Origin of the sequence: Streptococcus oralis, from assembly GCF_001578705.1 — a bacterium.
Lineage (GTDB): Bacteria > Bacillota > Bacilli > Lactobacillales > Streptococcaceae > Streptococcus > Streptococcus oralis_J.
This window is the reverse complement of the sequence record NZ_KQ969038.1, coordinates 412,379-433,710: the sequence shown is the minus strand read 5'-3', so window position 1 is coordinate 433,710 and position 21,332 is coordinate 412,379. Positions and strand designations below refer to the sequence as shown.

Annotated in this window: 18 protein-coding genes; 13 read left to right on the top strand and 5 right to left on the bottom strand. The window is 37.4% G+C overall.

The window, feature by feature from the left end; translation table 11 throughout:
- Window positions 1-24: 24 nt before the first annotated feature.
- The gene (locus tag SORDD05_RS08000) at window positions 25-567 is read right to left on the bottom strand and encodes a TetR/AcrR family transcriptional regulator (protein WP_061418770.1); all 543 of its coding nucleotides are present in this window, start codon (window positions 565-567) and stop codon (window positions 25-27) included.
- Between the two features lie 129 nt (window positions 568-696).
- On the opposite strand from SORDD05_RS08000, the gene SORDD05_RS07995 reads away from it, so the two are divergent.
- On the top strand, window positions 697-3,339 hold the full coding sequence (locus SORDD05_RS07995) for a YhgE/Pip domain-containing protein (protein WP_061418767.1): 2,643 nt from the start codon (window positions 697-699) through the stop codon (window positions 3,337-3,339).
- Window positions 3,340-3,360: 21 nt separating this feature from the next.
- On the opposite strand, the gene SORDD05_RS07990 is transcribed toward SORDD05_RS07995, so the two are convergent.
- Window positions 3,361-5,913: a YfhO family protein gene (locus SORDD05_RS07990; protein ID WP_061418764.1), complete on the bottom strand. Its 2,553-nt coding sequence runs from the start codon at window positions 5,911-5,913 to the stop codon at window positions 3,361-3,363.
- Window positions 5,914-5,974: 61 nt separating this feature from the next.
- Window positions 5,975-7,597 carry an ATP-binding cassette domain-containing protein gene (locus SORDD05_RS07985; protein WP_061418761.1) on the bottom strand — a complete coding sequence of 541 codons (1,623 nt, stop codon included), beginning with the start codon at window positions 7,595-7,597 and terminating at the stop codon, window positions 5,975-5,977.
- 195 nt (window positions 7,598-7,792) lie between these two features.
- On the opposite strand from SORDD05_RS07985, the gene trpS reads away from it, so the two are divergent.
- Together trpS and guaB are read left to right on the top strand one after the other, a co-directional pair.
- Complete coding sequence (gene trpS, locus SORDD05_RS07980) at window positions 7,793-8,818, top strand: tryptophan--tRNA ligase (RefSeq protein ID WP_061418758.1); 1,026 nt, start codon at window positions 7,793-7,795, stop codon at window positions 8,816-8,818.
- Window positions 8,819-8,980: 162 nt separating this feature from the next.
- Complete coding sequence (gene guaB / locus SORDD05_RS07975; RefSeq protein ID WP_000073416.1) at window positions 8,981-10,459, top strand: IMP dehydrogenase; 1,479 nt, start codon at window positions 8,981-8,983, stop codon at window positions 10,457-10,459.
- 52 nt (window positions 10,460-10,511) lie between these two features.
- On the opposite strand, the gene recF is transcribed toward guaB, so the two are convergent.
- Both recF and yaaA read right to left on the bottom strand, forming a co-directional pair.
- Window positions 10,512-11,609: a DNA replication/repair protein RecF gene (gene recF / locus SORDD05_RS07970; protein WP_061418755.1), complete on the bottom strand. Its 1,098-nt coding sequence runs from the start codon at window positions 11,607-11,609 to the stop codon at window positions 10,512-10,514.
- 2 nt (window positions 11,610-11,611) lie between these two features.
- Window positions 11,612-11,980, bottom strand: a complete 369-nt coding sequence (gene yaaA, locus SORDD05_RS07965; RefSeq protein ID WP_061418752.1) for a S4 domain-containing protein YaaA — start codon at window positions 11,978-11,980, stop codon at window positions 11,612-11,614.
- 160 nt (window positions 11,981-12,140) lie between these two features.
- Between yaaA and yfmF the strand changes: the two genes are divergently transcribed.
- From yfmF to pcsB, 10 genes are all read left to right on the top strand, one after another.
- A complete protein-coding gene (yfmF, locus tag SORDD05_RS07960; RefSeq protein ID WP_000424565.1) occupies window positions 12,141-13,391 on the top strand; it encodes an EF-P 5-aminopentanol modification-associated protein YfmF in 1,251 nt (416 codons plus the stop codon).
- Window positions 13,388-14,671, top strand: a complete 1,284-nt coding sequence (yfmH, locus tag SORDD05_RS07955) for an EF-P 5-aminopentanol modification-associated protein YfmH (protein ID WP_061418749.1) — start codon at window positions 13,388-13,390, stop codon at window positions 14,669-14,671. Before yfmF ends, yfmH begins: the two co-directional genes overlap by 4 nt.
- Window positions 14,672-14,706: 35 nt before the next feature.
- On the top strand, window positions 14,707-15,531 hold the full coding sequence (gene rodZ / locus SORDD05_RS07950) for a cytoskeleton protein RodZ (protein WP_061418746.1): 825 nt from the start codon (window positions 14,707-14,709) through the stop codon (window positions 15,529-15,531).
- Window positions 15,532-15,541: 10 nt separating this feature from the next.
- The gene (pgsA, locus tag SORDD05_RS07945; protein WP_061418743.1) at window positions 15,542-16,087 is read left to right on the top strand and encodes a CDP-diacylglycerol--glycerol-3-phosphate 3-phosphatidyltransferase; all 546 of its coding nucleotides are present in this window, start codon (window positions 15,542-15,544) and stop codon (window positions 16,085-16,087) included.
- Complete coding sequence (locus SORDD05_RS07940; protein WP_061418740.1) at window positions 16,084-16,911, top strand: energy-coupling factor ABC transporter ATP-binding protein; 828 nt, start codon at window positions 16,084-16,086, stop codon at window positions 16,909-16,911. The genes pgsA and SORDD05_RS07940 overlap by 4 nt, the downstream gene beginning before the upstream one ends.
- Complete coding sequence (locus tag SORDD05_RS07935; RefSeq protein ID WP_061418737.1) at window positions 16,896-17,735, top strand: energy-coupling factor transporter ATPase; 840 nt, start codon at window positions 16,896-16,898, stop codon at window positions 17,733-17,735. The genes SORDD05_RS07940 and SORDD05_RS07935 overlap by 16 nt, the downstream gene beginning before the upstream one ends.
- A complete protein-coding gene (locus tag SORDD05_RS07930) occupies window positions 17,728-18,522 on the top strand; it encodes an energy-coupling factor transporter transmembrane component T family protein (protein WP_061418734.1) in 795 nt (264 codons plus the stop codon). The genes SORDD05_RS07935 and SORDD05_RS07930 overlap by 8 nt, the downstream gene beginning before the upstream one ends.
- Before the next feature lie 60 nt (window positions 18,523-18,582).
- A complete protein-coding gene (gene mreC / locus SORDD05_RS07925; protein WP_061418731.1) occupies window positions 18,583-19,398 on the top strand; it encodes a rod shape-determining protein MreC in 816 nt (271 codons plus the stop codon).
- A gap of 2 nt (window positions 19,399-19,400) precedes the next feature.
- A complete protein-coding gene (gene mreD / locus SORDD05_RS07920; protein WP_061418728.1) occupies window positions 19,401-19,895 on the top strand; it encodes a rod shape-determining protein MreD in 495 nt (164 codons plus the stop codon).
- 93 nt (window positions 19,896-19,988) lie between these two features.
- The gene (gene pcsB / locus SORDD05_RS07915) at window positions 19,989-21,194 is read left to right on the top strand and encodes a peptidoglycan hydrolase PcsB (RefSeq protein WP_061418725.1); all 1,206 of its coding nucleotides are present in this window, start codon (window positions 19,989-19,991) and stop codon (window positions 21,192-21,194) included.
- The last annotated feature ends 138 nt before the right edge of the window (window positions 21,195-21,332 follow it).

Genomic DNA, 21,332 nt, shown 5'->3' with positions numbered 1-21,332 from the left:
AAGAACACTACCCGGTGTTCTTTTTTAGTTGACATCACCTAACATTTTCATAAGGAAGTCTGTCATTTCTTGCGGACTTTCTTTTTTTCCATGGGCAATCCAAGTCTGGCAAACACCAAATAGGGCATTTGTTAGATAAATGCTACTATATTCGAGTTCAATTGGATTTAGTTGTAGTTGCATAAAACGTTTCTGAAGATCAGTGCTAAGCATAATATGCAGTTTATTTCTCAAGAAATTTTGAATTTCTTTTGTCCCATTTTCAGATAAGAGTGCAGCCAAGAGTGGTTCAGACTCTAAATATTCAAATACTTCTAAAATAGCATCTCTTTTATGATGGGCATGTTTTTGGAAAATATACTCAAAGGTATGAAAGAGCTTACTTTGGTAATGTTCAATCATATCATACTTATCCTTGTAGTGAGTGTAAAAGCTGGAACGACTGATTTCGGCTTTTTCTGCTAGCTTGACAGTAGAAATTTGATCAAAGGGGTGGTCCATCAATAATTGAACCATGGCATTTTCGATAATTCGCTTTGTTTTTAAACGTTTATTACTTTCTTTCATAATTCCTCCTTGTATACAAAAATAGACGATATGTCTAAAAAAATGATTTTCCACCTTGTAATTTTGATTTTTTGATGTATAATCTATTATATCAAAATTTTAGACAATATGTTTAAAAAAGGAGAAAATATGTTTAAAGAATGGAAAGCAATATTTAAAAAACCGACCTTTATCATTGTAATGATAGGGATTTCTCTCATCCCAGCTCTATACAACATCATATTTTTATCATCTATGTGGGATCCGTATGGGAAATTATCAGAGCTACCTGTGGCAGTTGTCAATAAAGATAAGGAAGCTTCTTATAATGGACAGACAATGACAATAGGTGAAGACATGGTGTCCAATTTAAAAGAAAATAAAAGCTTAGATTTTCATTTCGTAGATGAAGATGAAGGAAAGAAGGGATTGGAAGATGGCAATTACTATATGGTAGTGACTTTACCAAGTGATTTATCTGAAAAAGCAGCTTCTATTTTAACGAATCATCCAGAGCAAATGCAAATCGATTATCAGACTTCAAGTGGTCATAGTTTTATTGCTAGCAAGATGAGCGATTCTGCGATGACACAATTGAAGCAGAATGTTTCTACAAATGTAACTGAGACCTATACTAAAGCTTTATTTAACAAGATGGTCGAATTAAAGGATGGTATGAGTCAAGCAGCTTCTGGTAGTGAAAAATTAACTGATGGAGCGAATCAGTTAGTGACAGGAAGTCAAACATTGACTACTAACCTACACTCTTTAGCAGATTCAAGTTTAACATTTTCAAATGGAACGGAGCAGTTTACCAAAGGATTATCTGCTTATGTTTCTGGTGTTGAACAACTTCATCTTGGCTTAGGGACTTTTAATAGTGGTTTAGTTACATATACTGGTGCAGTAAGTAAATTAGATAGCGGATTAGGTCAATTAGCTTCTAAAAGTCCTGAATTAGTAGGAGGAATCAATCAGTTATATACTGGTGTAGAGGCCTATACTGGCGGTGTTTCTCAGCTCAATACTGGTCTTAATCAATTTTCATCTGGTGTTAGTGCCTATACAAATGGAGTGGGAAATCTTGCAACAGGTGCGAATCAGTTATCTAGTCAATCAGCTACACTTCGAATGGGTGTGGAGCAATTAAGTGAAGGGATTCAACAACTTTCTAGCAAGTTAGATGCTTCGTCTGAGCAAAAAGATCAAATTGCTCAATTATCTTCTGGTCTGAATCAGTTAAATCAAGCTATTCAAAATATTGATGTTGGAGATACAAAACAATTAGATTCTGTTTTATCAAGTATAGTATCTCTTTCTAATCAAATGCTAGTAAGTGCTCAGTCTGAAAAAGCAGCTACATTAGCAAATATTCAATCGACAGCAGCTTATCAATCATTGACAAGTGAGCAACAAGCTGAGATAAGCGCTTCTGTATCTCAAAATTCGACTGATAGTATTCAATCGGCTCAGTCAATTATAGCTTTAGTACAAGGTTTACAGGGAAGTTTAGAAAACTTACAAAATCAATCTTCAAATCTTTCGACATTAAAAAATCAAGCCAATCAAGTATTACCTATTGCTTCTACTTCTTTGACAGGATTGTCAAGTGGATTAACAGAAATACAGGGAGCAGTGACGAGTAAATTAGTTCCTGCTAGTCAGTCGATTACATCAGGTGTAAATGCATATACTGCAGGTGTTGATAAAGTTTCTCAGGGCGCAAGTCAACTAAGTGAAAAAAACTCCACCTTGACAGGTAGTTTGGATCAACTAGTTTCAGGCTCAAATACCTTGACACAAAAATCGTCTAGCTTGACAGCAGGAGTTGGTCAATTAGTTGAAAAAACTCCAGAATTAGTATCTGGCATTGAAAAATTATCAACTGGCTCCAATCAATTGAATCAAAAGAGTCAAGAATTGATAGCAGGAGTTGATAAATTACAATCCGGATCTGGGCAATTAGCAGACAAATCCAGTCAGTTACTTTCAGGTGCTTCTCAATTAGAGAATGGAGCTAATAAATTGGCAGATGGTGCTGGAAAATTAGCAGAAGGTGGAACAACCTTAACCTCTAGTCTTGAAGATTTACAGACGGGAGTTGATTCATTAGGACAAGGATTAGGCAATGCTAATAATCAACTCAAATCAGCTTCAACAGAATCTAAAAATGCAGAAACATTATCTGAACCTCTACTTCTCTCAAAAACAGATAATGACCAAGTTCCTGTAAATGGGATTGCTATGGCTCCTTATATGATATCAGTTGCTCTTTTTGTTGCTGCTATATCTACCAATATGATTTTTGCTAAGTTGCCTTCTGGACGTCATCCAGAGAGTCGTTGGGCTTGGTTGAAGTCTCGCTCTGAAATAAATGGTATTATAGCTGTCTTAGCAGGTGTTTTAGTTTATGGAGGTGTCCATCTTATTGGATTGACTGCGAACCATGAGATGAGGACTTTGATTCTAATTATAATCACAAGTTTAGCTTTCATGTCTATGGTGACAGCTTTAACAACTTGGAATAGCCGTATTGGAGCTTTCTTCTCTCTTATTTTACTTTTATTACAGTTAGCATCAAGTGCAGGGACCTATCCCCTTGCTTTGACAAATGATTTCTTCAAAGGTGTCAATCCTTGGTTACCAATGAGTTATTCTGTATCAGGCTTACGACAAACAATCTCTATGACAGGAAATATTCATCATCAAGTGATTTTCCTTATTATAACTCTAGCTTTCTTTACTGCTTTAGGTATGCTAGCTTATCAACCTAAGAAAATGGAAGAAGATTAAAAAGATTGGCCAAGGAATTGGTCAATCTTTTTCTGTCTTAGATAAATTTCGTCTGTGATTATAGATCCCAAAAAGAAGAAGGGCAGTTAGTGAGCAGGCTGCTCCAATAACAAAACCATTGGGGATAAAGGAAAGTGTAATGGTGCCTTTTCCTTTTGGAACATCAACTTTCATAAAACCAGTCTGAGCCTGCTTGATTTCAAGTTTTTTCCCATCTTGGTATGCAGACCAACCTTTGTCATAAGGAATAGTGAAGAAAATAGAGGTATCTTGTTTAACTTCGTATGTAGCAAAGACTTTATTTTTAGAGGTGGATACTTCTACAGGTTGTTCTTTAATTTTTTGGATTGCTTCAGTAAGAGCCTGAGTATCTAAACGATAGAAGGTCGGTGATTCAAATGATACTTGAGAATTTCCAGGAAAACTAACACTGATATCGAAAGTTTTTTGTTCTTCAGTATAACCCAAATTAAAGAAATTAAATGCATTGTCAGTTGTAAAAGTCTTTTTTTCTCCATTGACAATGATGTCAACTTTCTTTTGCTTATCGTTTGTAAAATGAAGATTTGAAAAAGAGAGATAGACTTGACTATTTTGAGGAACCTCAATTTGATAATCAATCTTTGCATCTTCATTCGCAGAACCTGTGATGCTGGTTAAACCATCTGAAGTATCTGTTTTATCATATGCTATTTGGGAGAAGTAATCCAAGTTGAGATTAGCAAGCTGGTTTATAAATAAAGCCTGATTATCTAGAGTGTGATTGTTAAAGTTTACATCTGTGTAAATAGATTGAGTGGCAAAGGCAATGGGTAAAGAGAGTTGATTTTTATATAAGGTTAAATGATCCTTTTGATAAATCTCTTGAAAGCCATACTTATCAAGCGAAGTTTCAGAAATATTGTACTGGATTCCAAATAAACTATCTGCTAAAAGACTATTATTTGCATAACGGAGATTGAGGTTGGTTCCAGAAGATTTGAATCCAAGTTTGTCCAAACTAGTGCTAGCTGAACGATTTCGTACAGATGAGAATTGAGAGATTCCATTGTAGTTAAATTTCATACTGTCATTCCCAGTCTGAATTTGCAGTTTTTCAGTACGTGTAAATGGATTGTCAATTTGGTTTAGAATGGATTCCATAGCAGTGATATCTCTATTATAGGCGCTACGAGAAGCAAAGGCCCATTCTTTAGCTATTCCTTCCATTTGAGATGAAGCATTTAAGCTTATCTCAGCTGTTATAAATAAAGACAAAAGAATTGCAAATAGATTTACAGAGATAAATTTTCTAATGACTGCAAGAAGTAAAAGAGCATAAACCAGGAGAAATTCAAGGGTGAGTAGGATATTCAAATCTGTTAAAAAAGAATAATGTGATTTAAAGTATACAGTAGCCAAAAACCCTGTCAGTACAAGAAAAAGTGAGACAAATAGATTCCAGAGCTTCAGTTCTTTCAGACGATTTAAGACTTCTGCTGCAGTATAAATTAACAGAGTGGAAAAAATCCAAGCATAGCGATGCAAAAACATATTTGGGGTATGCATCCCTTGCCAAAACAAATCAAGTGCCTCTATGTAAAAGCTTGATATTAAAAAAATAAAGAAAATTACATAGGTAAGTTTCACGTGAAACCTTATGGATTTTATTGTGAAAAATAGAATGGTTAAAATAAAAGGAAGCAATCCAACAAAAATCATTGGTATAGCTCCATACTTAGTTGTATCAAAAGATCCAATGAATTGTTTTGCGAAAATATCCAGATACCAGCTACTGTCTGTCTTTAATTTTGTGATGGCAGTTAACTTCTCCCCATGAGTTTGTAAATCAAACAATGTAGGAAGAGTCATGATCAAACTAGCCATTCCTGCTAAAAAGGAGGTAATAACAAAATCAAGAAAAGATGATTTTCGAGTTTTAAAGTCCCAAGAAATTTGACAGAGATACCAAAAAATAAGAAACAATGCTGTCATATATCCAAAATAATAGTTTTGAATAAACAAGATTGACAGACTTGTAAAGTATAGTAGGCGCTTCTTTTCTGTTATAAGCATGTGTAAGCCAGTTATAATTAAAGGAATCAAGATGAAAACATCTAACCAGGTTTTTATCTCTAACTGACTGACAGTGAAGCTCATTAAAGCATAGGAAGTTGATAAGGCCAGTTTTAAAGGCTGAGGGATAGATTGAAATAATTTATTTAAACTAAAGTAGGTTGACAGACCAATCAATCCAAATTTTAAAAGAGTTGTCAGATAAACAGCATCTGGCATATTCGACAGATTAAAAAAGTAAACCAGAGGCGAGAGAAAACTACCCAAGTAATAACTAGATAGAGCATAGAAATTTAGTCCGAGGCCACTTGTAAAGGTGTAAAACAAACTACCATTTCCATGTAGAATATTCCGTAAAGTCACATCAAAAATAACGTATTGATGGAAACCATCTCCTAATAGTGGAGATGTATCGCTATTCCAGTAGATACCTTGAGTTAGGTATACTCCGGTCATAATTACTAAAGGAATGATGAAAGAAACAAAATAGGTCCAATATGTTTTAAAAAATGATTTCATGTTACCTCGTAGAATGATAGAAAACTCAGTTGGCTACCCCAACTGAGTTTTGAAGTCTTATTTAGTCTTTCCAAAGTTCTTTGACTTTTGCTTGTACTTCTGCATTTTCTAGGAATTCATCGTAGGTTTCATCGATACGATCGATGACGCCATTCTTAGACAAAACAATAATATGGTTTGCCAAAGTTTGAATGAACTCGTGGTCATGACTAGCAAAGATGATTGATTCTTTAAAGTTTTTCAATCCATCGTTCAAGCTTGAGATAGATTCCAAATCCAAGTGATTTGTTGGATCATCAAGTACAAGGACGTTTGATTTCAAGAGCATAAGTTTTGAAAGCATAACACGCACTTTTTCTCCCCCTGACAAGACGTTTACAGGTTTGTTAACCTCATCTCCAGAGAAGAGCATACGACCAAGGAAACCACGTAGGAAGGTATTGTCATCTTCTTCTTTACTTGCAAATTGACGCAACCAGTCAAGGATTGACTCTCCCCCTGCAAAATCAGCCGAGTTATCTTTTGGCAAGTAAGAACGGTTAGTAGTAACTCCCCACTTGACAGTTCCTTCATAGTCGATGTCACCCATGATTGCACGAATTAATGCAGTCGTTTGGATGTCATTTTGTCCAATAAGAGCTGTCTTATCACCTGGACGCAAGATGAAATTAATATTGTCTAGGATAGTTTCACCATCAATCTTTACAGTTAGATTTTCTACTGTCAAGAGATCATTACCAATCTCACGTTCTGCTTTAAAGTTGATAAATGGATATTTACGACTAGATGGCACAATCTCTTCTAATTCAATCTTGTCAAGCATTTTTTTACGAGACGTTGCTTGTCTTGACTTAGAAGCGTTGGCAGAGAAGCGAGCAACGAATTCTTGCAATTGCTTAATTTTTTCTTCTGCCTTGGCATTACGGTCTGCTAGCAATTTAGCAGCAAGCTCAGAAGATTCCTTCCAGAAGTCGTAGTTTCCGACATAGAGTTTGATTTTTCCAAAGTCAAGGTCGGCCATATGAGTACACACTTTGTTGAGGAAGTGACGGTCGTGGGATACAACGATAACGGTGTTATCAAAGTCAATCAAGAAATCTTCTAACCAAGTAATAGACTGGATATCAAGACCGTTGGTCGGCTCGTCCAAAAGAAGAACATCAGGTTTACCAAATAAGGCTTTAGCAAGGAGAACCTTCACTTTTTCACCATTGGCCAATTCGCTCATGTTTTGGTAGTGCAATTCTTCTGGAATATTTAGGTTTTGAAGTAATTGAGATGCTTCACTTTCTGCTTCCCAACCTCCAAGTTCGGCAAATTCACCTTCAAGTTCAGCTGCACGAACACCGTCCTCGTCTGAGAAATCTTCCTTCATGTAAATAGCATCTTTTTCTTTCATGATGCTATATAGTTTTTCATTTCCCATGATAACGACATCAATTGCACGTTCATCTTCATAGTCAAAGTGATTTTGACGGAGGACAGAGAGACGTTCATCTGGGCCAAGAGAGATGTGACCAGTTGTAGGTTCGATATCACCAGCCAGAATTTTTAAGAATGTAGACTTCCCAGCACCATTAGCACCAATTAATCCGTATGTATTTCCTTCTGTAAATTTGATGTTGACATCATCAAAAAGTTTGCGATCACTAAAACGTAGTGAAACATCAGATACTGTAAGCAATATTTTTCTCCTATAATATGTAATACATTTATTCTACTAGAAAAGAGAGAAATATTCAAATTTTTATCTGTCAATTTTGTGTCAATTAAGTTTACAGTTTTATTTACAATGAGTTAGTCGTTTGATTTAAATAATTTTCTGTTATTTTAACAAAAAAATGCTATAATTGAAGAGACCATTTCGAAGGAGAAAAAAATGACGAAACCCATTATTTTAACAGGAGATCGCCCAACAGGAAAATTGCATATTGGACATTATGTTGGGAGTCTTAAAAATAGAGTATTACTGCAGGAAGAAGACAAGTATGACATGTTTGTTTTTTTGGCGGACCAACAAGCGTTGACAGATCATGCCAAAGACCCTCAAACGATTGTAGAATCGATTGGGAATGTTGCCTTAGATTATCTAGCAGTTGGATTGGATCCTAGTAAATCGACTATCTTTATTCAAAGTCAAATTCCAGAGTTGGCTGAGCTGTCTATGTACTATATGAATTTGGTTTCACTAGCTCGTTTGGAACGCAATCCTACAGTGAAAACAGAGATTGCTCAGAAAGGGTTTGGAGAAAGTATTCCGACAGGATTTTTGGTTTATCCAATTGCGCAAGCAGCTGATATCACAGCTTTCAAGGCCAATTATGTTCCTGTAGGAACAGACCAAAAACCAATGATTGAGCAAACTCGCGAGATTGTTCGTTCCTTTAATAACGCATATAACTGTGATGTCTTGGTGGAACCGGAAGGTATTTATCCAGAAAATGAGAGAGCAGGGCGTTTGCCTGGTTTAGATGGAAATGCCAAGATGTCTAAATCCCTTAATAATGGTATTTATCTAGCTGATGATGCGGATACCTTGCGTAAAAAAGTCATGAGCATGTATACTGATCCAGACCATATTCGAGTCGAGGATCCAGGTAAGATTGAAGGAAATATGGTTTTCCATTATCTAGATGTTTTTGGTCGTCCTGAAGATGCTCAAGACATTGCAGAGATGAAAGAACACTATCAACGTGGTGGTCTTGGCGATGTGAAGACGAAGCGTTATCTACTTGAAATACTCGAACGTGAACTTGGTCCTATTCGTGAGCGCCGTATCGAATTTGCTAAGGATATGGGTGAAGTGTACAATATGCTTCAAAAAGGTAGTGAAAAAGCTCGTGAGGTTGCAGGGCAAACTCTATCTGAAGTTAAGGGAGCAATGGGACTAAATTATTTTAAATAATAGATAAAATATGAATCGTAAAACTATCTCTTCCATAGAATCACAGGGATAGTTTTTTTATGTTTTCTGTTATAAATATAATTGACAAATTTTCATAGAATGGTATGATAGATACAATACAAAAAGAGTCAAGCTCAAAAAGAAAGAAAAGAGGAAACTTCAATGTCTAATTGGGATACTAAATTTTTAAAAAAAGGTTTTACCTTTGATGATGTATTGCTCATTCCAGCAGAAAGTCATGTGTTGCCTAATGATGCAGATTTAACAACAAAATTGGCAGATAATCTGACTTTAAATATCCCAATTATAACAGCCGCGATGGATACAGTCACAGAAAGTCAAATGGCCATTGCTATTGCTCGTGCAGGTGGTCTTGGAGTAATCCATAAAAATATGTCTATTGCGCAACAGGCAGATGAAGTTCGCAAGGTAAAACGTTCTGAAAATGGTGTTATTATTGATCCATTCTTCTTGACTCCAGAACACACTATTGCTGAAGCGGACGAACTGATGGGACGCTACCGTATCAGTGGTGTTCCAGTTGTGGAAACACTTGAAAATCGTAAATTGGTTGGTATTTTGACAAACCGAGATCTTCGCTTTATTTCAGATTACAATCAGCCAATCTCAAACCACATGACCAGCGAAAATCTTGTTACTGCTCCTGTTGGTACAGATCTTGCAACAGCTGAAAGCATTCTTCAAGAACACCGTATTGAAAAACTTCCTTTGGTAGACGAAGAAGGTCGTCTTTCTGGCTTGATTACTATTAAAGATATTGAAAAAGTGATTGAATTTCCAAATGCAGCAAAGGATGAATTTGGCCGTCTTCTAGTTGCTGGTGCGGTAGGTGTCACTTCAGATACATTTGAACGTGCCGAAGCCCTTTTTGAAGCAGGTGCTGATGCAATTGTTATTGATACTGCGCATGGTCATTCTGCAGGTGTCTTGCGTAAAATTGCTGAGATTCGTGCTCATTTCCCAGATCGCACTTTGATTGCTGGTAATATTGCAACTGCAGAAGGTGCGCGTGCTCTTTATGATGCAGGTGTAGATGTTGTCAAAGTCGGTATCGGACCAGGTTCTATCTGTACTACTCGTGTGATTGCAGGTGTGGGTGTCCCACAAGTGACAGCAATCTATGATGCGGCAGCCGTTGCGCGCGAATATGGAAAAACAATTATTGCTGATGGTGGAATCAAGTATTCTGGAGATATTGTAAAAGCCCTTGCCGCAGGTGGAAATGCAGTTATGCTTGGATCAATGTTTGCTGGAACAGACGAAGCACCAGGTGAAACGGAAATCTTCCAAGGACGTAAATTCAAGACTTACCGTGGTATGGGGTCAATCGCTGCAATGAAGAAAGGTTCAAGTGACCGTTACTTCCAAGGTTCTGTCAATGAAGCGAACAAACTTGTTCCAGAAGGAATTGAAGGTCGCGTAGCCTATAAAGGCGCAGCAGCTGATATTGTTTTCCAAATGATTGGTGGTATTCGCTCTGGTATGGGTTACTGTGGTGCAGCTAACCTTAAAGAATTGCATGACAACGCTCAATTTATTGAAATGTCTGGGGCTGGCCTGAAAGAAAGCCATCCTCATGATGTACAAATCACTAATGAGGCGCCAAACTACTCTATGTAAGAAGTAAAAAAGAACTCCTGAATTTCAGGAGTTCTTTTTGTTTACAAAGTTGTCAATTTGGGTTTACAGATACTTTACCACTTTGGATATTGAAGATACTAAGATTTTCTGGCAAATTTTGCAAGTGGTCTAAACTTGTTGTTGTGATAAAGGTTTGGATAGATTGTGAAATCGTTTCTAATAATTTTAGTTGTCTAGTGTTGTCAAGTTCGCTCATAACATCGTCAAGTAGTAGTATCGGAGACTCGTTGGTAATACTTTCCATTAACTCTATTTCTGCTAATTTTATAGAGAGTACAAGACTACGATGTTGACCTTGACTTCCAAAACTAGCATCTATACCATTGATATAGAAAGTAATGTCATCTCGATGAGGGCCGACACCAGTATTCTTTTTATATAAATCTCTTGATCTACTTTTTTCTAAAGCCGTTTTAAAAGAATCCATTAACAGTTCTTCATTAGTAAAGTTGACAGATGATTGATAAGATATTGACAACTCTTCTAATTGATTTGAAATTTCTAAGTGTTTTTTTTGACCAAATTTTTCTAAATCTTTAATGAATTTTATCCGATGCTTTATGACGCGACAACCGTATTCTACCAACTGATCATCTAAGACTGACAGAAATGTTTCGTCAATCTTTTGACTGGATTTTAGGTAAGTATTTCTTTGCTTGAGTATATGGTTGTAGTTTGACAGGTCTGACAAGTAAATTGGTTTAATTTGTCCCAGTTCGATGTCTATAAACTTTCGACGAATGGAAGGTGCTCCTTTAATTAGCTGGAGATCTTCAGGTGCAAAGAGGACCACATTCATATGTCCAATGTAGTCTGAGAGGCGAGCTTGTTTTAAGTGATTGACTTTAGTCACACGCCCTTTTGGTGTTAAATCAATTTCTAGAGGTATAGAGCTTGTTTTTTTCTGTATTAAGCCAGAAAGATGAAGTTGCTCTTCATCAAAATGAATGAGATTTTTATCTGTCCGAGTACGATGACTACGTGTCAAAGCTAAGAAATAGATTGCTTCTAGAATATTGGTCTTTCCTTGCGCATTTTGGCCTAAAAAGACGTTTAATTTTGGATTAAAATCAATTTTTGCCTCTTTGTAATTTCGAAAGGTCTTAATTGTTAAATGTTGAAGCCACATAGTTATCTTCCTGGAAAACGTGGAGCTTGTTTGGCTTTAGGTGATGAAGTAGTTTTTTGTTTTTCTTTCTTTACACCCTTGTTCATCTCTTTGACAAGTTTAGCAATCCGCTCTTTTTCAATCTTATCTGCTTGGTATTCTTCTTGCTCTTTTAAACTTGGTTGTGTCAAGGTGATGTCAATTTTTAAATCAGGGATGTCAATCGTATCTCCAATACGGATTTTTTTCCCACGTCTACTTTCTAATTCACCATTAAAGTAAACTTGATGCTCTATTAGAAAGGATTTGATAGCACCGCCGCTGTGTATAATTCCAAGCTCTTTTAGGAGGGCTTGGAGCGTAATAAATTCTTCAAATAATTTGTATTCCATAATTCACCTCAATCTAAGGTATTATACCATATTTTCCCTGAAATAACTGAAGGAAAGTCAGTCAAAATGAAAACGATTTTACTTTTGAAAGCTATAAAGAGAACAAGAAAAATTTTGATTTTCGTGGTATAATAGAACTCTATATGTAAGGAGGTAAGGTATGGAGTTGGTGCCTGGAATTTCAGCACATTTTGTTCAATCCAAAAAGTTTAAAACAAATAAAATCACTATTCGTTTTACTGCTCCCTTATCTCTTGAGACAATAGCGGGACGCATGTTAAGTGCAAGTATGTTGGAAACTGCCAATAAAGCTTACCCAACATCTCAAGCTTTTCGCAGATATTTAGCAAGTTTGTATGGAACAGATATTTCTACGAGTGCTTATCGTAGGGGACAGGTACATATTCTTGACCTAACATTTACCTATGTGAGGGATGATTTTTTAAGTAAAAAGAATGTCTTGACTTCTCAAATTTTTGAACTGGTGAGCCAGACTTTATTTGCCCCCTTAGCTCAAGATGGTGCTTTTGAGCCAGCCTTATTTGAAATTGAAAGAAAACAGTTATTGGCTAGTTTGGCTACTGATATGGATGATTCATTTTATTTTGCTCATAAGGAGTTGGATAGCTTGTTCTTCCGTGATGAGCGTCTTCAATTGAGATACAGTGATTTACGAAATCGCATTTCAAATGAGTCTCCGGAAAGTAGCTACACTTGCTTTCAAGATGCTCTGAAAAATGATCGAATTGATTTCTTTTTCTTGGGTGATTTTAATGAAGTAGAAGTGAAGGAGTGGTTGAGGTCATTCTCCTTTACTGGGCGTCAAATCGATGTCAAGCCTCAGTACAAACAACCATATTCAAATGTCCTTCGGGAAGGAATGGTTCGTAAGAATGTGGGCCAATCTGTTTTGGAATTGGCTTACCATTGTTCTACGAGCTATGGAGACAAGCATCATTTAGCCATGGTAGTAATGAATGGTCTGTTAGGTGGTTTTGCTCACTCTAAGCTTTTTACAAATGTTCGGGAAAATGCTGGTCTAGCCTACACTATCTCCAGTCAATTGGATTTATTTAGTGGTCAATTGAGGATGTATGCTGGCATTGACCGAGAAAAGCGCAATCAAGCCAGAAAATTGATGAATCATCAATTACTTGAACTAAAAAAAGGTAATTTTACAGATTTGGAGATTGAACAGACTAAGGAGATGATTAGCAGAACCTTGTTGCTTGCGCAAGATAGTCAAAGCTCACTAATCGAGCGAGTTTACTTGAAAAGTTTGTTAGGGAAATCTACATCAGATTTTGACAATTGGATTGAAAAATTAAATCAAGTTGATAAAGAAGCTATCTGCAAAGCAGCAAATAGTGTCCGGTTACAAGCGATATACTTTATGGAAGGAATAGAATGACACCAGTTACCTTTGAAGAAAAATACTATCCTGCTGTAAAGGAGACGGTTTATCAGACTCGTCTATCAAATGGATTGATAGTTTCTCTCCTTCCTAAGAAACAATTTAATGAAGTTTACGGAGTTGTAACAGTTCGATTTGGATCAGTAGACACAAACTTTACACTATCTGAAAAAGGTTTACAGTGTTATCCAGCTGGAATTGCACATTTTCTTGAACACAAACTGTTTGAGAGAGAAAATGCTGAAGATATTATGGAGTCTTTTACACGCTTGGGAGCTGATAGCAATGCTTTTACAAGTTTTACAAAGACGAGTTATTTGTTTTCGACAATAGATCATTTATCAGAAAATTTGGATTTGCTTGAAGAATTGGTAACAGTTGCTCATTTTACAGAAGATTCAGTTGAGATGGAGAGGGAAATTATCCAACAGGAACGTGAGATGTACCAAGATGATCCAGATTCGCGTCTGTTTTTTGCAACATTAGCAAATCTTTATCCCAATACTCCTCTGGCAGCAGATATTGTTGGAAGTGAAAAGTCAATTAACAATATCCAGCTAAATGACTTAAAAAATAACTTTACAGCCTTTTACAAACCTGTAAATATGTCTTTGTTTTTAGTTGGGAATTTTGATGTAGATACAGTTGAGAACTATTTTTTGCAAAAGAAACTTAGAAACTTGGAAGAAATGGTAGTAAGGAAGGAGAAGCTTACTTTACAAGCTGTCAAAGAAACAGATAACCTTCGGATGGAAGTCTCTTCACCAAAACTTGCTGTTGGAATTAGGGGAGCAGGTGAGGTGGCAGCAGAAGATTGCTACCGTTATAATATTTTGCTAAAATTATTGTTTACGATGATGTTTGGTTGGACTTCTGAGCGATTTCAAAAGTTATATGAGAATGGGAAGTTAGATGCGTCATTGTCACTTGAGGTTGAAGTCAACAGTCGCTTTCATTTTGTGATATTGACAATGGACACGAAAGAGCCTGTTTCTCTGTCGCATCAATTTCGTAAAGCGATTCGTCAGTTTAGTAGTGATGCGGATATTACCGAGGAGCATTTAGATCTTGTTAAGAGTGAGATATTTGGTGAGTTTTTCAGTAGCATGAACTCTTTGGAATTTATTGCAACTCAATACGATCCGATGGATCGCGGAGAAACAATTTTTGATTTTCCAAAAATTTTACAGGAAATTACTTTGGAGGATGTTCTAGAAGCTGGACATCGTTTGATTGATAATGGTGATCTAGTTGATTTCACAATCTTTCCAGCTTAAAAGATGACTAATACTAGAAAGAAGGAATGGTACGTATGAGAAAAAAAACAATTGGTGAGGTTCTGCGTCTAGCCAGAATTAACCAGGGATTGAGTATAGAAGAACTGCAGGCAAAAACGGATATTCAGATGAATTTATTAGAGGCTATGGAGGCTGATGATTTTGATCAACTTCCTAGTCCATTTTATGCTCGTTCTTTTTTGAGAAAATATGCCTGGGCGGTTGAATTGGACGAGCGAATCATTTTGGATGCCTATGATTCGGGAAGCATGATTACCTACGAAGAGGTAGATGTTGATGAAGAAGACTTGTCTGGTCGTAGACGATCAAATAAGAAAAAAACGTCTTATCTCCCCTTGTTTTATTTCGTTCTATTTGCTTTGTCGATTTTAATTTTTGTGACTTATTATGTTTGGAATTATATCCAGACTCAACCAACGCGTCCTTCTTCGCCTAATTATAGTGTTGTGAGCTCAACTAGTTCCACAACCTCAACTAGTTCATCTTCTAGTAGTCAGACGTCTAGCCCATCTTCTACTACGGAATCAACTATTACAGTGTCAGGCGAAGGAAACCGCATTGAAGCTCGGTATAAAACGAGTAAGGAAACAGCTACGGTTCAGCTGGCAGTTTCGGATGTAACTAGCTGGGTTAGTGTTTCAGGAAGCGAGCTAGAGGGTGGTGTGACACTATCCGCAGACAATAAAAATGCAAAAACAACAGTTTCAACTAAGAATCCCGTTACTATCACCTTAGGTGTAGTGAAGGGAGTTACTGTGACTGTAGATAATCAAACAGTTGATACTTCCAAGTTGACGACTCAGACTGGAACTGTAACACTTACATTCACTACAGACTAAGGAAGAAACAATGAAAAAAGAACAAATCCCTAATGTATTAACAATTGGTAGAATTCTCTTTATACCTCTCTTTATTCTTATTTTGACTTTGGGCCATTCACAAGGCAGTCACTTGCTGGCAGCAATCATCTTTGCAGTTGCTAGTATAACGGATTATCTCGATGGCTATCTTGCTCGTAAATGGAATGTAGTCAGCAACTTTGGAAAGTTTGCAGATCCGATGGCGGATAAGTTGCTGGTTATGTCAGCTTTTATCATGTTGATTGAGTTAGGTATGGCTCCAGCTTGGGTTGTTGCTATTATCATCTGTCGTGAACTTGCGGTGACAGGCTTGCGTTTGTTGCTTGTTGAGACGGGAGGGACAGTTCTAGCAGCAGCGATGCCAGGGAAAATTAAGACCTTTAGTCAAATGTTTGCCATTATCTTTTTGCTCTTACATTGGAATTTAATTGGGCAACTGTTGCTTTATATAGCTTTGTTTTTCACTATCTACTCTGGTTATGATTATTTCAAGGGTAGCGCTTATGTATTCAAAGGGACATTTGGTTCGAAATGAAATCGATTATTGAAGTAAAAGATCTGTCTTTTCGTTATAAGGAAGACCAGGAACATTATGACGTTAATAATGTCTCGTTTCACGTGAAACGTGGAGAATGGCTTTCGATTGTAGGCCATAATGGGAGTGGAAAATCAACAACTATCCGTTTGATTGATGGCTTGCTTGAAGCAGAGTCTGGAGAAATCTGGATAGATGGTCAACTGCTGTCCTCTGAGAACGTTTGGGACTTGCGTCGTCAAATTGGTATGGTTTTTCAAAATCCAGATAACCAATTTGTGGGGGCGACTGTTGAAGATGATGTTGCCTTTGGCCTAGAAAATCAGGGACTTCCTCGTGAAGAAATGAAAAAGAGAGTGGCTGAATCTTTGGAGTTGGTAGGTATGCTGGACTTTAAGAAGAGAGAACCAGCTCGTTTGTCTGGTGGACAAAAACAACGGGTGGCTATTGCAGGAGTTGTTGCCTTGAGACCAGCTATTTTGATTCTGGACGAGGCTACAAGTATGTTGGATCCTGAGGGGCGCAGAGAACTGATTCAGACAGTTCAAGAGATTCGAAAATACCACCAGATGACAGTCGTCTCCATTACGCACGATTTGGAAGAAGTTGCGATGAGTGATCGTGTCTTGGTCATGAAAAAAGGCCAAGTGGAGTCAACCAGCAGTCCAAGAGAACTTTTTTCTCGGGATGACCTTGACCAGATAGGGTTAGATGAGCCTTTTACTAATCAATTGAGAGAATCTTTGAGAGAGACTGGTTATCAGTTGCCGGATGGATATTTGACAGAAGGAGAGCTAGAGGACAAGTTATGGGAATTACTCTAGAAAATGTGAGCTTTACCTATCAAGAGGGGACTCCCCTATCTTCATCAGCTTTGACTGATGTTTCCTTGACGATTGAGGATGGCTCCTATACAGCTTTAGTAGGACACACGGGTAGTGGGAAATCAACGATTTTACAGCTTTTAAATGGCCTATTAGTACCAAGTAAAGGTTCTATTCGAGTTTTCGATACCGTCATTACCCCTACATCAACCAATAAAGAAATTCGCCAGATTCGAAAGCAGGTTGGTCTAGTGTTTCAATTTGCTGAAAATCAGATTTTTGAAGAGACTGTTTTGAAAGATGTGGCGTTTGGACCGCAAAATTTTGGAGTTTCTGAGGAAGAGGCCAAGAAAATTGCGCGTGAAAAGTTAGCCTTGGTAGGCATCAATGAGTCACTTTTTGAGCGCAGTCCTTTTGAACTTTCAGGTGGTCAGATGAGACGTGTGGCTATAGCAGGTATGCTAGCCATGGAGCCAACTGTCTTGGTTTTGGATGAGCCAACAGCAGGGCTAGATCCTCTGGGCAGAAAAGAATTGATGACCCTGTTTAAAAAACTTCACCTTTCTGGAATGACAATCGTTCTGGTAACGCATTTGATGGATGATGTAGCTGAGTATGCTGATCAGGTCTATGTTATGGAAAAGGGGAGCTTAGTCAAAAGTGGTAAACCGAGCGAAGTTTTCCAAGATGTAGCCTTTATGGAAAATGTGCAGTTAGGTGTGCCTAAAATCACAGCTTTTTGTAAACGTTTGGCAGATAGGGGTGTAGCTTTTAAAAAACTGCCAATCAAGATAGAGGAGTTTAAGGAGTCGCTAAATGGATAGTATGATTTTAGGGCGTTATATACCAGGAGATTCCATTATTCATCGCTTGGATCCCCGTAGTAAATTGCTCGCTATGATCCTGTTGATTTTGATTGTATTTTGGGCCAATAATCCCCTCGCTAATCTCATTCTGTTTGTAGCGACAGGTATATTTATCGCTTTGTCGGGCGTCTCCCTCTCATTTTTCATTCAGGGATTAAAATCCATGTTCTTCCTGATTGCTTTTACAACTCTTTTTCAGCTCTTTTTCATTTCAAGTGGAAATGTTCTATTTGAGTTTTCTTTTATAAGAATAACGGATTATGCGTTGCAACAAGCGGGAATCATTTTCTGTCGTTTTGTGTTGATTATTTTCTTTTCAACCTTGCTGACATTAACGACCATGCCTTTGAGTCTGGCAGCTGCAGTTGAAGCTCTTTTAGCACCGCTGAAACGCGTGAAAGTTCCCGTTCATGAAATTGGTCTGATGTTATCAATGAGTTTGCGTTTTGTTCCAACCTTGATGGATGACACAACGCGAATTATGAATGCTCAAAAAGCTCGTGGAGTTGATTTTGGTGAGGGAAGCATCGTTCAAAAAGTAAAGGCTATGATTCCAATTTTAATTCCTCTTTTTGCGACGAGCTTAAAGCGTGCAGATTCATTGGCAATAGCCATGGAAGCGCGTGGTTATCAGGGAGGAAAGGGTAGAAGTCAGTATAGACAATTGAGATGGAGTCAAAAGGATACACTGGCAATTCTTGTGATTTTGGTACTGGGATGTTTCTTATTTTTCTTAAAATCTTAGTAGGTTTGTAGGATTGATAAGAAGCTCACAGTAGCAGGTTTTTAGTATAAAGGTAGGAATATGAACCGTTTTAAAAAATCAAAATATCTAATCATCGTTTTTGTCACAGTTTTGGCAGTTTCTGTACTATTAGTGACAACCTATTCAAGTGCTATTGTGACAAAACTAGGAGATGGCATTTCCTTAGTAGATAGAATTGTTCAAAAACCTTTTCAGTGGTTTGATGCTTTCAAATCGGATTTGGGCCATTTGACGCAGACTTACAATGAAAACGAGAGTCTAAAAAAACAACTCTATCAATTAGAGGTGGAGTCTAATCAATCAGAACGTTTAAAAACAGAAAATGAACAACTACGTCAGTTGCTAGAGATGAAATCAAAATTACAAGCTACAAAAACCCTAGCAGCAGATGTGATTATGCGTGCTCCAGTATCTTGGAAGCAAGAGTTAACAATTGATGTAGGAAGTGCAAAAGGAGCTTCTGAAAATATGTTAGTCATTGCAAACGGTGGCTTGGTTGGTAGTGTTTCAAAGGTGGAGGATCATTCAACAACTGTCAATCTTTTAACCAACGCTGAAAACACGGATAAGATCTCTGTTAAAATCCAACATGGTTCTACTGAAATTTACGGAATTATCGTTGGTTATGACAAGGAATCTGAACTGCTTAAAATCAGTCAATTAAATAGTAATAGTGACATCAGTGCTGGAGACAAGGTGACTACAGGTGGGCTAGGAAACTTTAATGTCAAAGATATTCCTGTTGGAGAGATTGTTGGTACAACGCACAGCAGTGACTATCTAACACGAGAGGTAACTGTAAAGTTAAGTGCTGATATCAAAGATCTTCATGTGGTAGAGTTAGTGGGGAATTAGCAATGAGATTGTTAAAACAAATTGGTATTTTCTTTTTACTCCCTTTTGTTGTGCTAATTGATGCTCATATTGGACAACTGGTGGGATCCTTTTTCCCCCACTTTCATTTAGCCAGTCATTTTCTATTTTTGTTTCTCTTATTTGAGACAATCGAAGTATCGGAATATCTCTACCTAGCCTATTGTTTTATAGTGGGTTTGGTTTACGATATCTATTTTTTCCACTTGATTGGAATTGCCACGCTTTTGTTTATCTTGATAGGTGCTTCGCTCCACAAGTTTAACAGCGTGATTTTGACAAATCGTTGGACAAGGATGTTGACCATTATTGTGATCAGTTTTCTGTTTGATATGGGGAGCTATCTTTTGGCTCTTGCCGTGGGACTGACTGTAGATTACATGCCGATATTCATCGTCTATAGCCTTGTCCCATCAATGATTCTGAACTTCTTATGGATTGTCATTTTTCAATTTATTTTTGAAAAAATTTATCTATAAGAAAGAAATATAAATGTAACAAAGGCGTAATATTTATTATGTCTTTTTTTGGTATACTAGTAATGTCTCAAATAGAAGGAGTATCGACAGAATATGAAGAAAAAAATCTTAGCGTCACTTTTGTTAAGTACAGTATTGGTCTCACAAACGGCAGTATTGACAACTGTTCGTGCAGAAACAACTGATGAAAAAATTGCTGCTCAAGATAATAAAATTAGCAGTTTAACAGAGCAACAACAAGAAGCTCAAAAGCAAGTGGATCAAATCCAAGGTCAAGTTTCAACAATTCAAGTAGAGCAAGCAAGCTTGCAAGCTGAAAACGAAAAATTACAAGCTGAATCTAAAAAACTTGAAGGAGAAATTACAGAGCTTTCTAAAAATATCGTGGCTCGTAATGCTTCTTTAGAAAAACAAGCACGTAGCGCACAGACAAATGGAGCTGCGACTAGCTACATTAATACAATTGTAAACTCAAAATCAATCACAGAAGCCATTTCGCGTGTTGCTGCAATGAGCGAGATTGTATCGGCTAACAACAAAATGTTGGAGCAACAAAAGGCTGATAAAAAAGCAATTTCTGATAAACAAGTAGCCAATAATGAAGCAATCAATACAGTTATTGCTAACCAACAAAAACTGGCTGATGATGCGCAGGCATTGACAACTAAGCAAGCTGAGTTGAAGGTTGCAGAGTTGAATCTTGCTGCTGAAAAAGCTACTGCAGAAGGTGAAAAAGCTAGTTTGCTAGAGAAGAAAGCAGCAGCAGAGGCAGAAGCACGTGCTGCAGCAGAGGCAGAAGCAACTTACAGAGCACGTCAAACAAGTCAACAGCAGTCAGTTGTTGCTTCTGGAAACACAAGTTTCTCAGCTCAAGTACAGGCAACATCAACAACTGACGATGAGGATTCAAGCTACACTCCAGCACCTGCGCCAGCGCCTGCTAGACAACGTCCAACTTACAGCTCAAATGCTTCAAGTTATCCAACTGGTGAATGTACTTGGGGAGCTAAAACATTGGCACCTTGGGCTGGAGATTACTGGGGAAATGGAGCTCAGTGGGCAACAAGTGCAGCCGCAGCAGGATTCCGTACAGGTTCAACTCCACAAGTTGGTGCGATTGCATGCTGGAATGATGGTGGTTATGGACACGTAGCGGTTGTTACAGCAGTTTCATCATCAACTCGTATTCAAGTATCAGAATCAAACTACGGTGGAGATCGTACAATCGGAAACAAACGTGGATGGTTCAACCCAACTACAACTTCTGAAGGTTACGTAACATACATCTATCCAAACTAATGTATAAAACGAAGAGACTCAATCGAGTCTCTTTTAATGTTTTTATCCGAAAGTCCTACTAAATAGCTTGAAAATACTGTTGAAATATGATAGAATAAAACTTGTCGTGTAAACGATAATACTCATTCTTGATGAATT

Bases quoted from the DNA above. Each gene is read 5' to 3' on its own strand.
- SORDD05_RS08000 (WP_061418770.1), bottom strand. From the start codon at position 567: ATGAAAGAAAGTAATAAACGTTTAAAAACAAAGCGAATTATCGAAAAT.
- SORDD05_RS07995 (WP_061418767.1), top strand. From the start codon at position 697: ATGTTTAAAGAATGGAAAGCAATATTTAAAAAACCGACCTTTATCATT.
- SORDD05_RS07990 (WP_061418764.1), bottom strand. From the start codon at position 5,913: ATGAAATCATTTTTTAAAACATATTGGACCTATTTTGTTTCTTTCATC.
- trpS (WP_061418758.1), top strand. From the start codon at position 7,793: ATGACGAAACCCATTATTTTAACAGGAGATCGCCCAACAGGAAAATTG.
- guaB (WP_000073416.1), top strand. From the start codon at position 8,981: ATGTCTAATTGGGATACTAAATTTTTAAAAAAAGGTTTTACCTTTGAT.
- recF (WP_061418755.1), bottom strand. From the start codon at position 11,609: ATGTGGCTTCAACATTTAACAATTAAGACCTTTCGAAATTACAAAGAG.
- yaaA (WP_061418752.1), bottom strand. From the start codon at position 11,980: ATGGAATACAAATTATTTGAAGAATTTATTACGCTCCAAGCCCTCCTA.
- yfmF (WP_000424565.1), top strand. From the start codon at position 12,141: ATGGAGTTGGTGCCTGGAATTTCAGCACATTTTGTTCAATCCAAAAAG.
- yfmH (WP_061418749.1), top strand. From the start codon at position 13,388: ATGACACCAGTTACCTTTGAAGAAAAATACTATCCTGCTGTAAAGGAG.
- rodZ (WP_061418746.1), top strand. From the start codon at position 14,707: ATGAGAAAAAAAACAATTGGTGAGGTTCTGCGTCTAGCCAGAATTAAC.
- pgsA (WP_061418743.1), top strand. From the start codon at position 15,542: ATGAAAAAAGAACAAATCCCTAATGTATTAACAATTGGTAGAATTCTC.
- SORDD05_RS07940 (WP_061418740.1), top strand. From the start codon at position 16,084: ATGAAATCGATTATTGAAGTAAAAGATCTGTCTTTTCGTTATAAGGAA.
- SORDD05_RS07935 (WP_061418737.1), top strand. From the start codon at position 16,896: ATGGGAATTACTCTAGAAAATGTGAGCTTTACCTATCAAGAGGGGACT.
- SORDD05_RS07930 (WP_061418734.1), top strand. From the start codon at position 17,728: ATGGATAGTATGATTTTAGGGCGTTATATACCAGGAGATTCCATTATT.
- mreC (WP_061418731.1), top strand. From the start codon at position 18,583: ATGAACCGTTTTAAAAAATCAAAATATCTAATCATCGTTTTTGTCACA.
- mreD (WP_061418728.1), top strand. From the start codon at position 19,401: ATGAGATTGTTAAAACAAATTGGTATTTTCTTTTTACTCCCTTTTGTT.
- pcsB (WP_061418725.1), top strand. From the start codon at position 19,989: ATGAAGAAAAAAATCTTAGCGTCACTTTTGTTAAGTACAGTATTGGTC.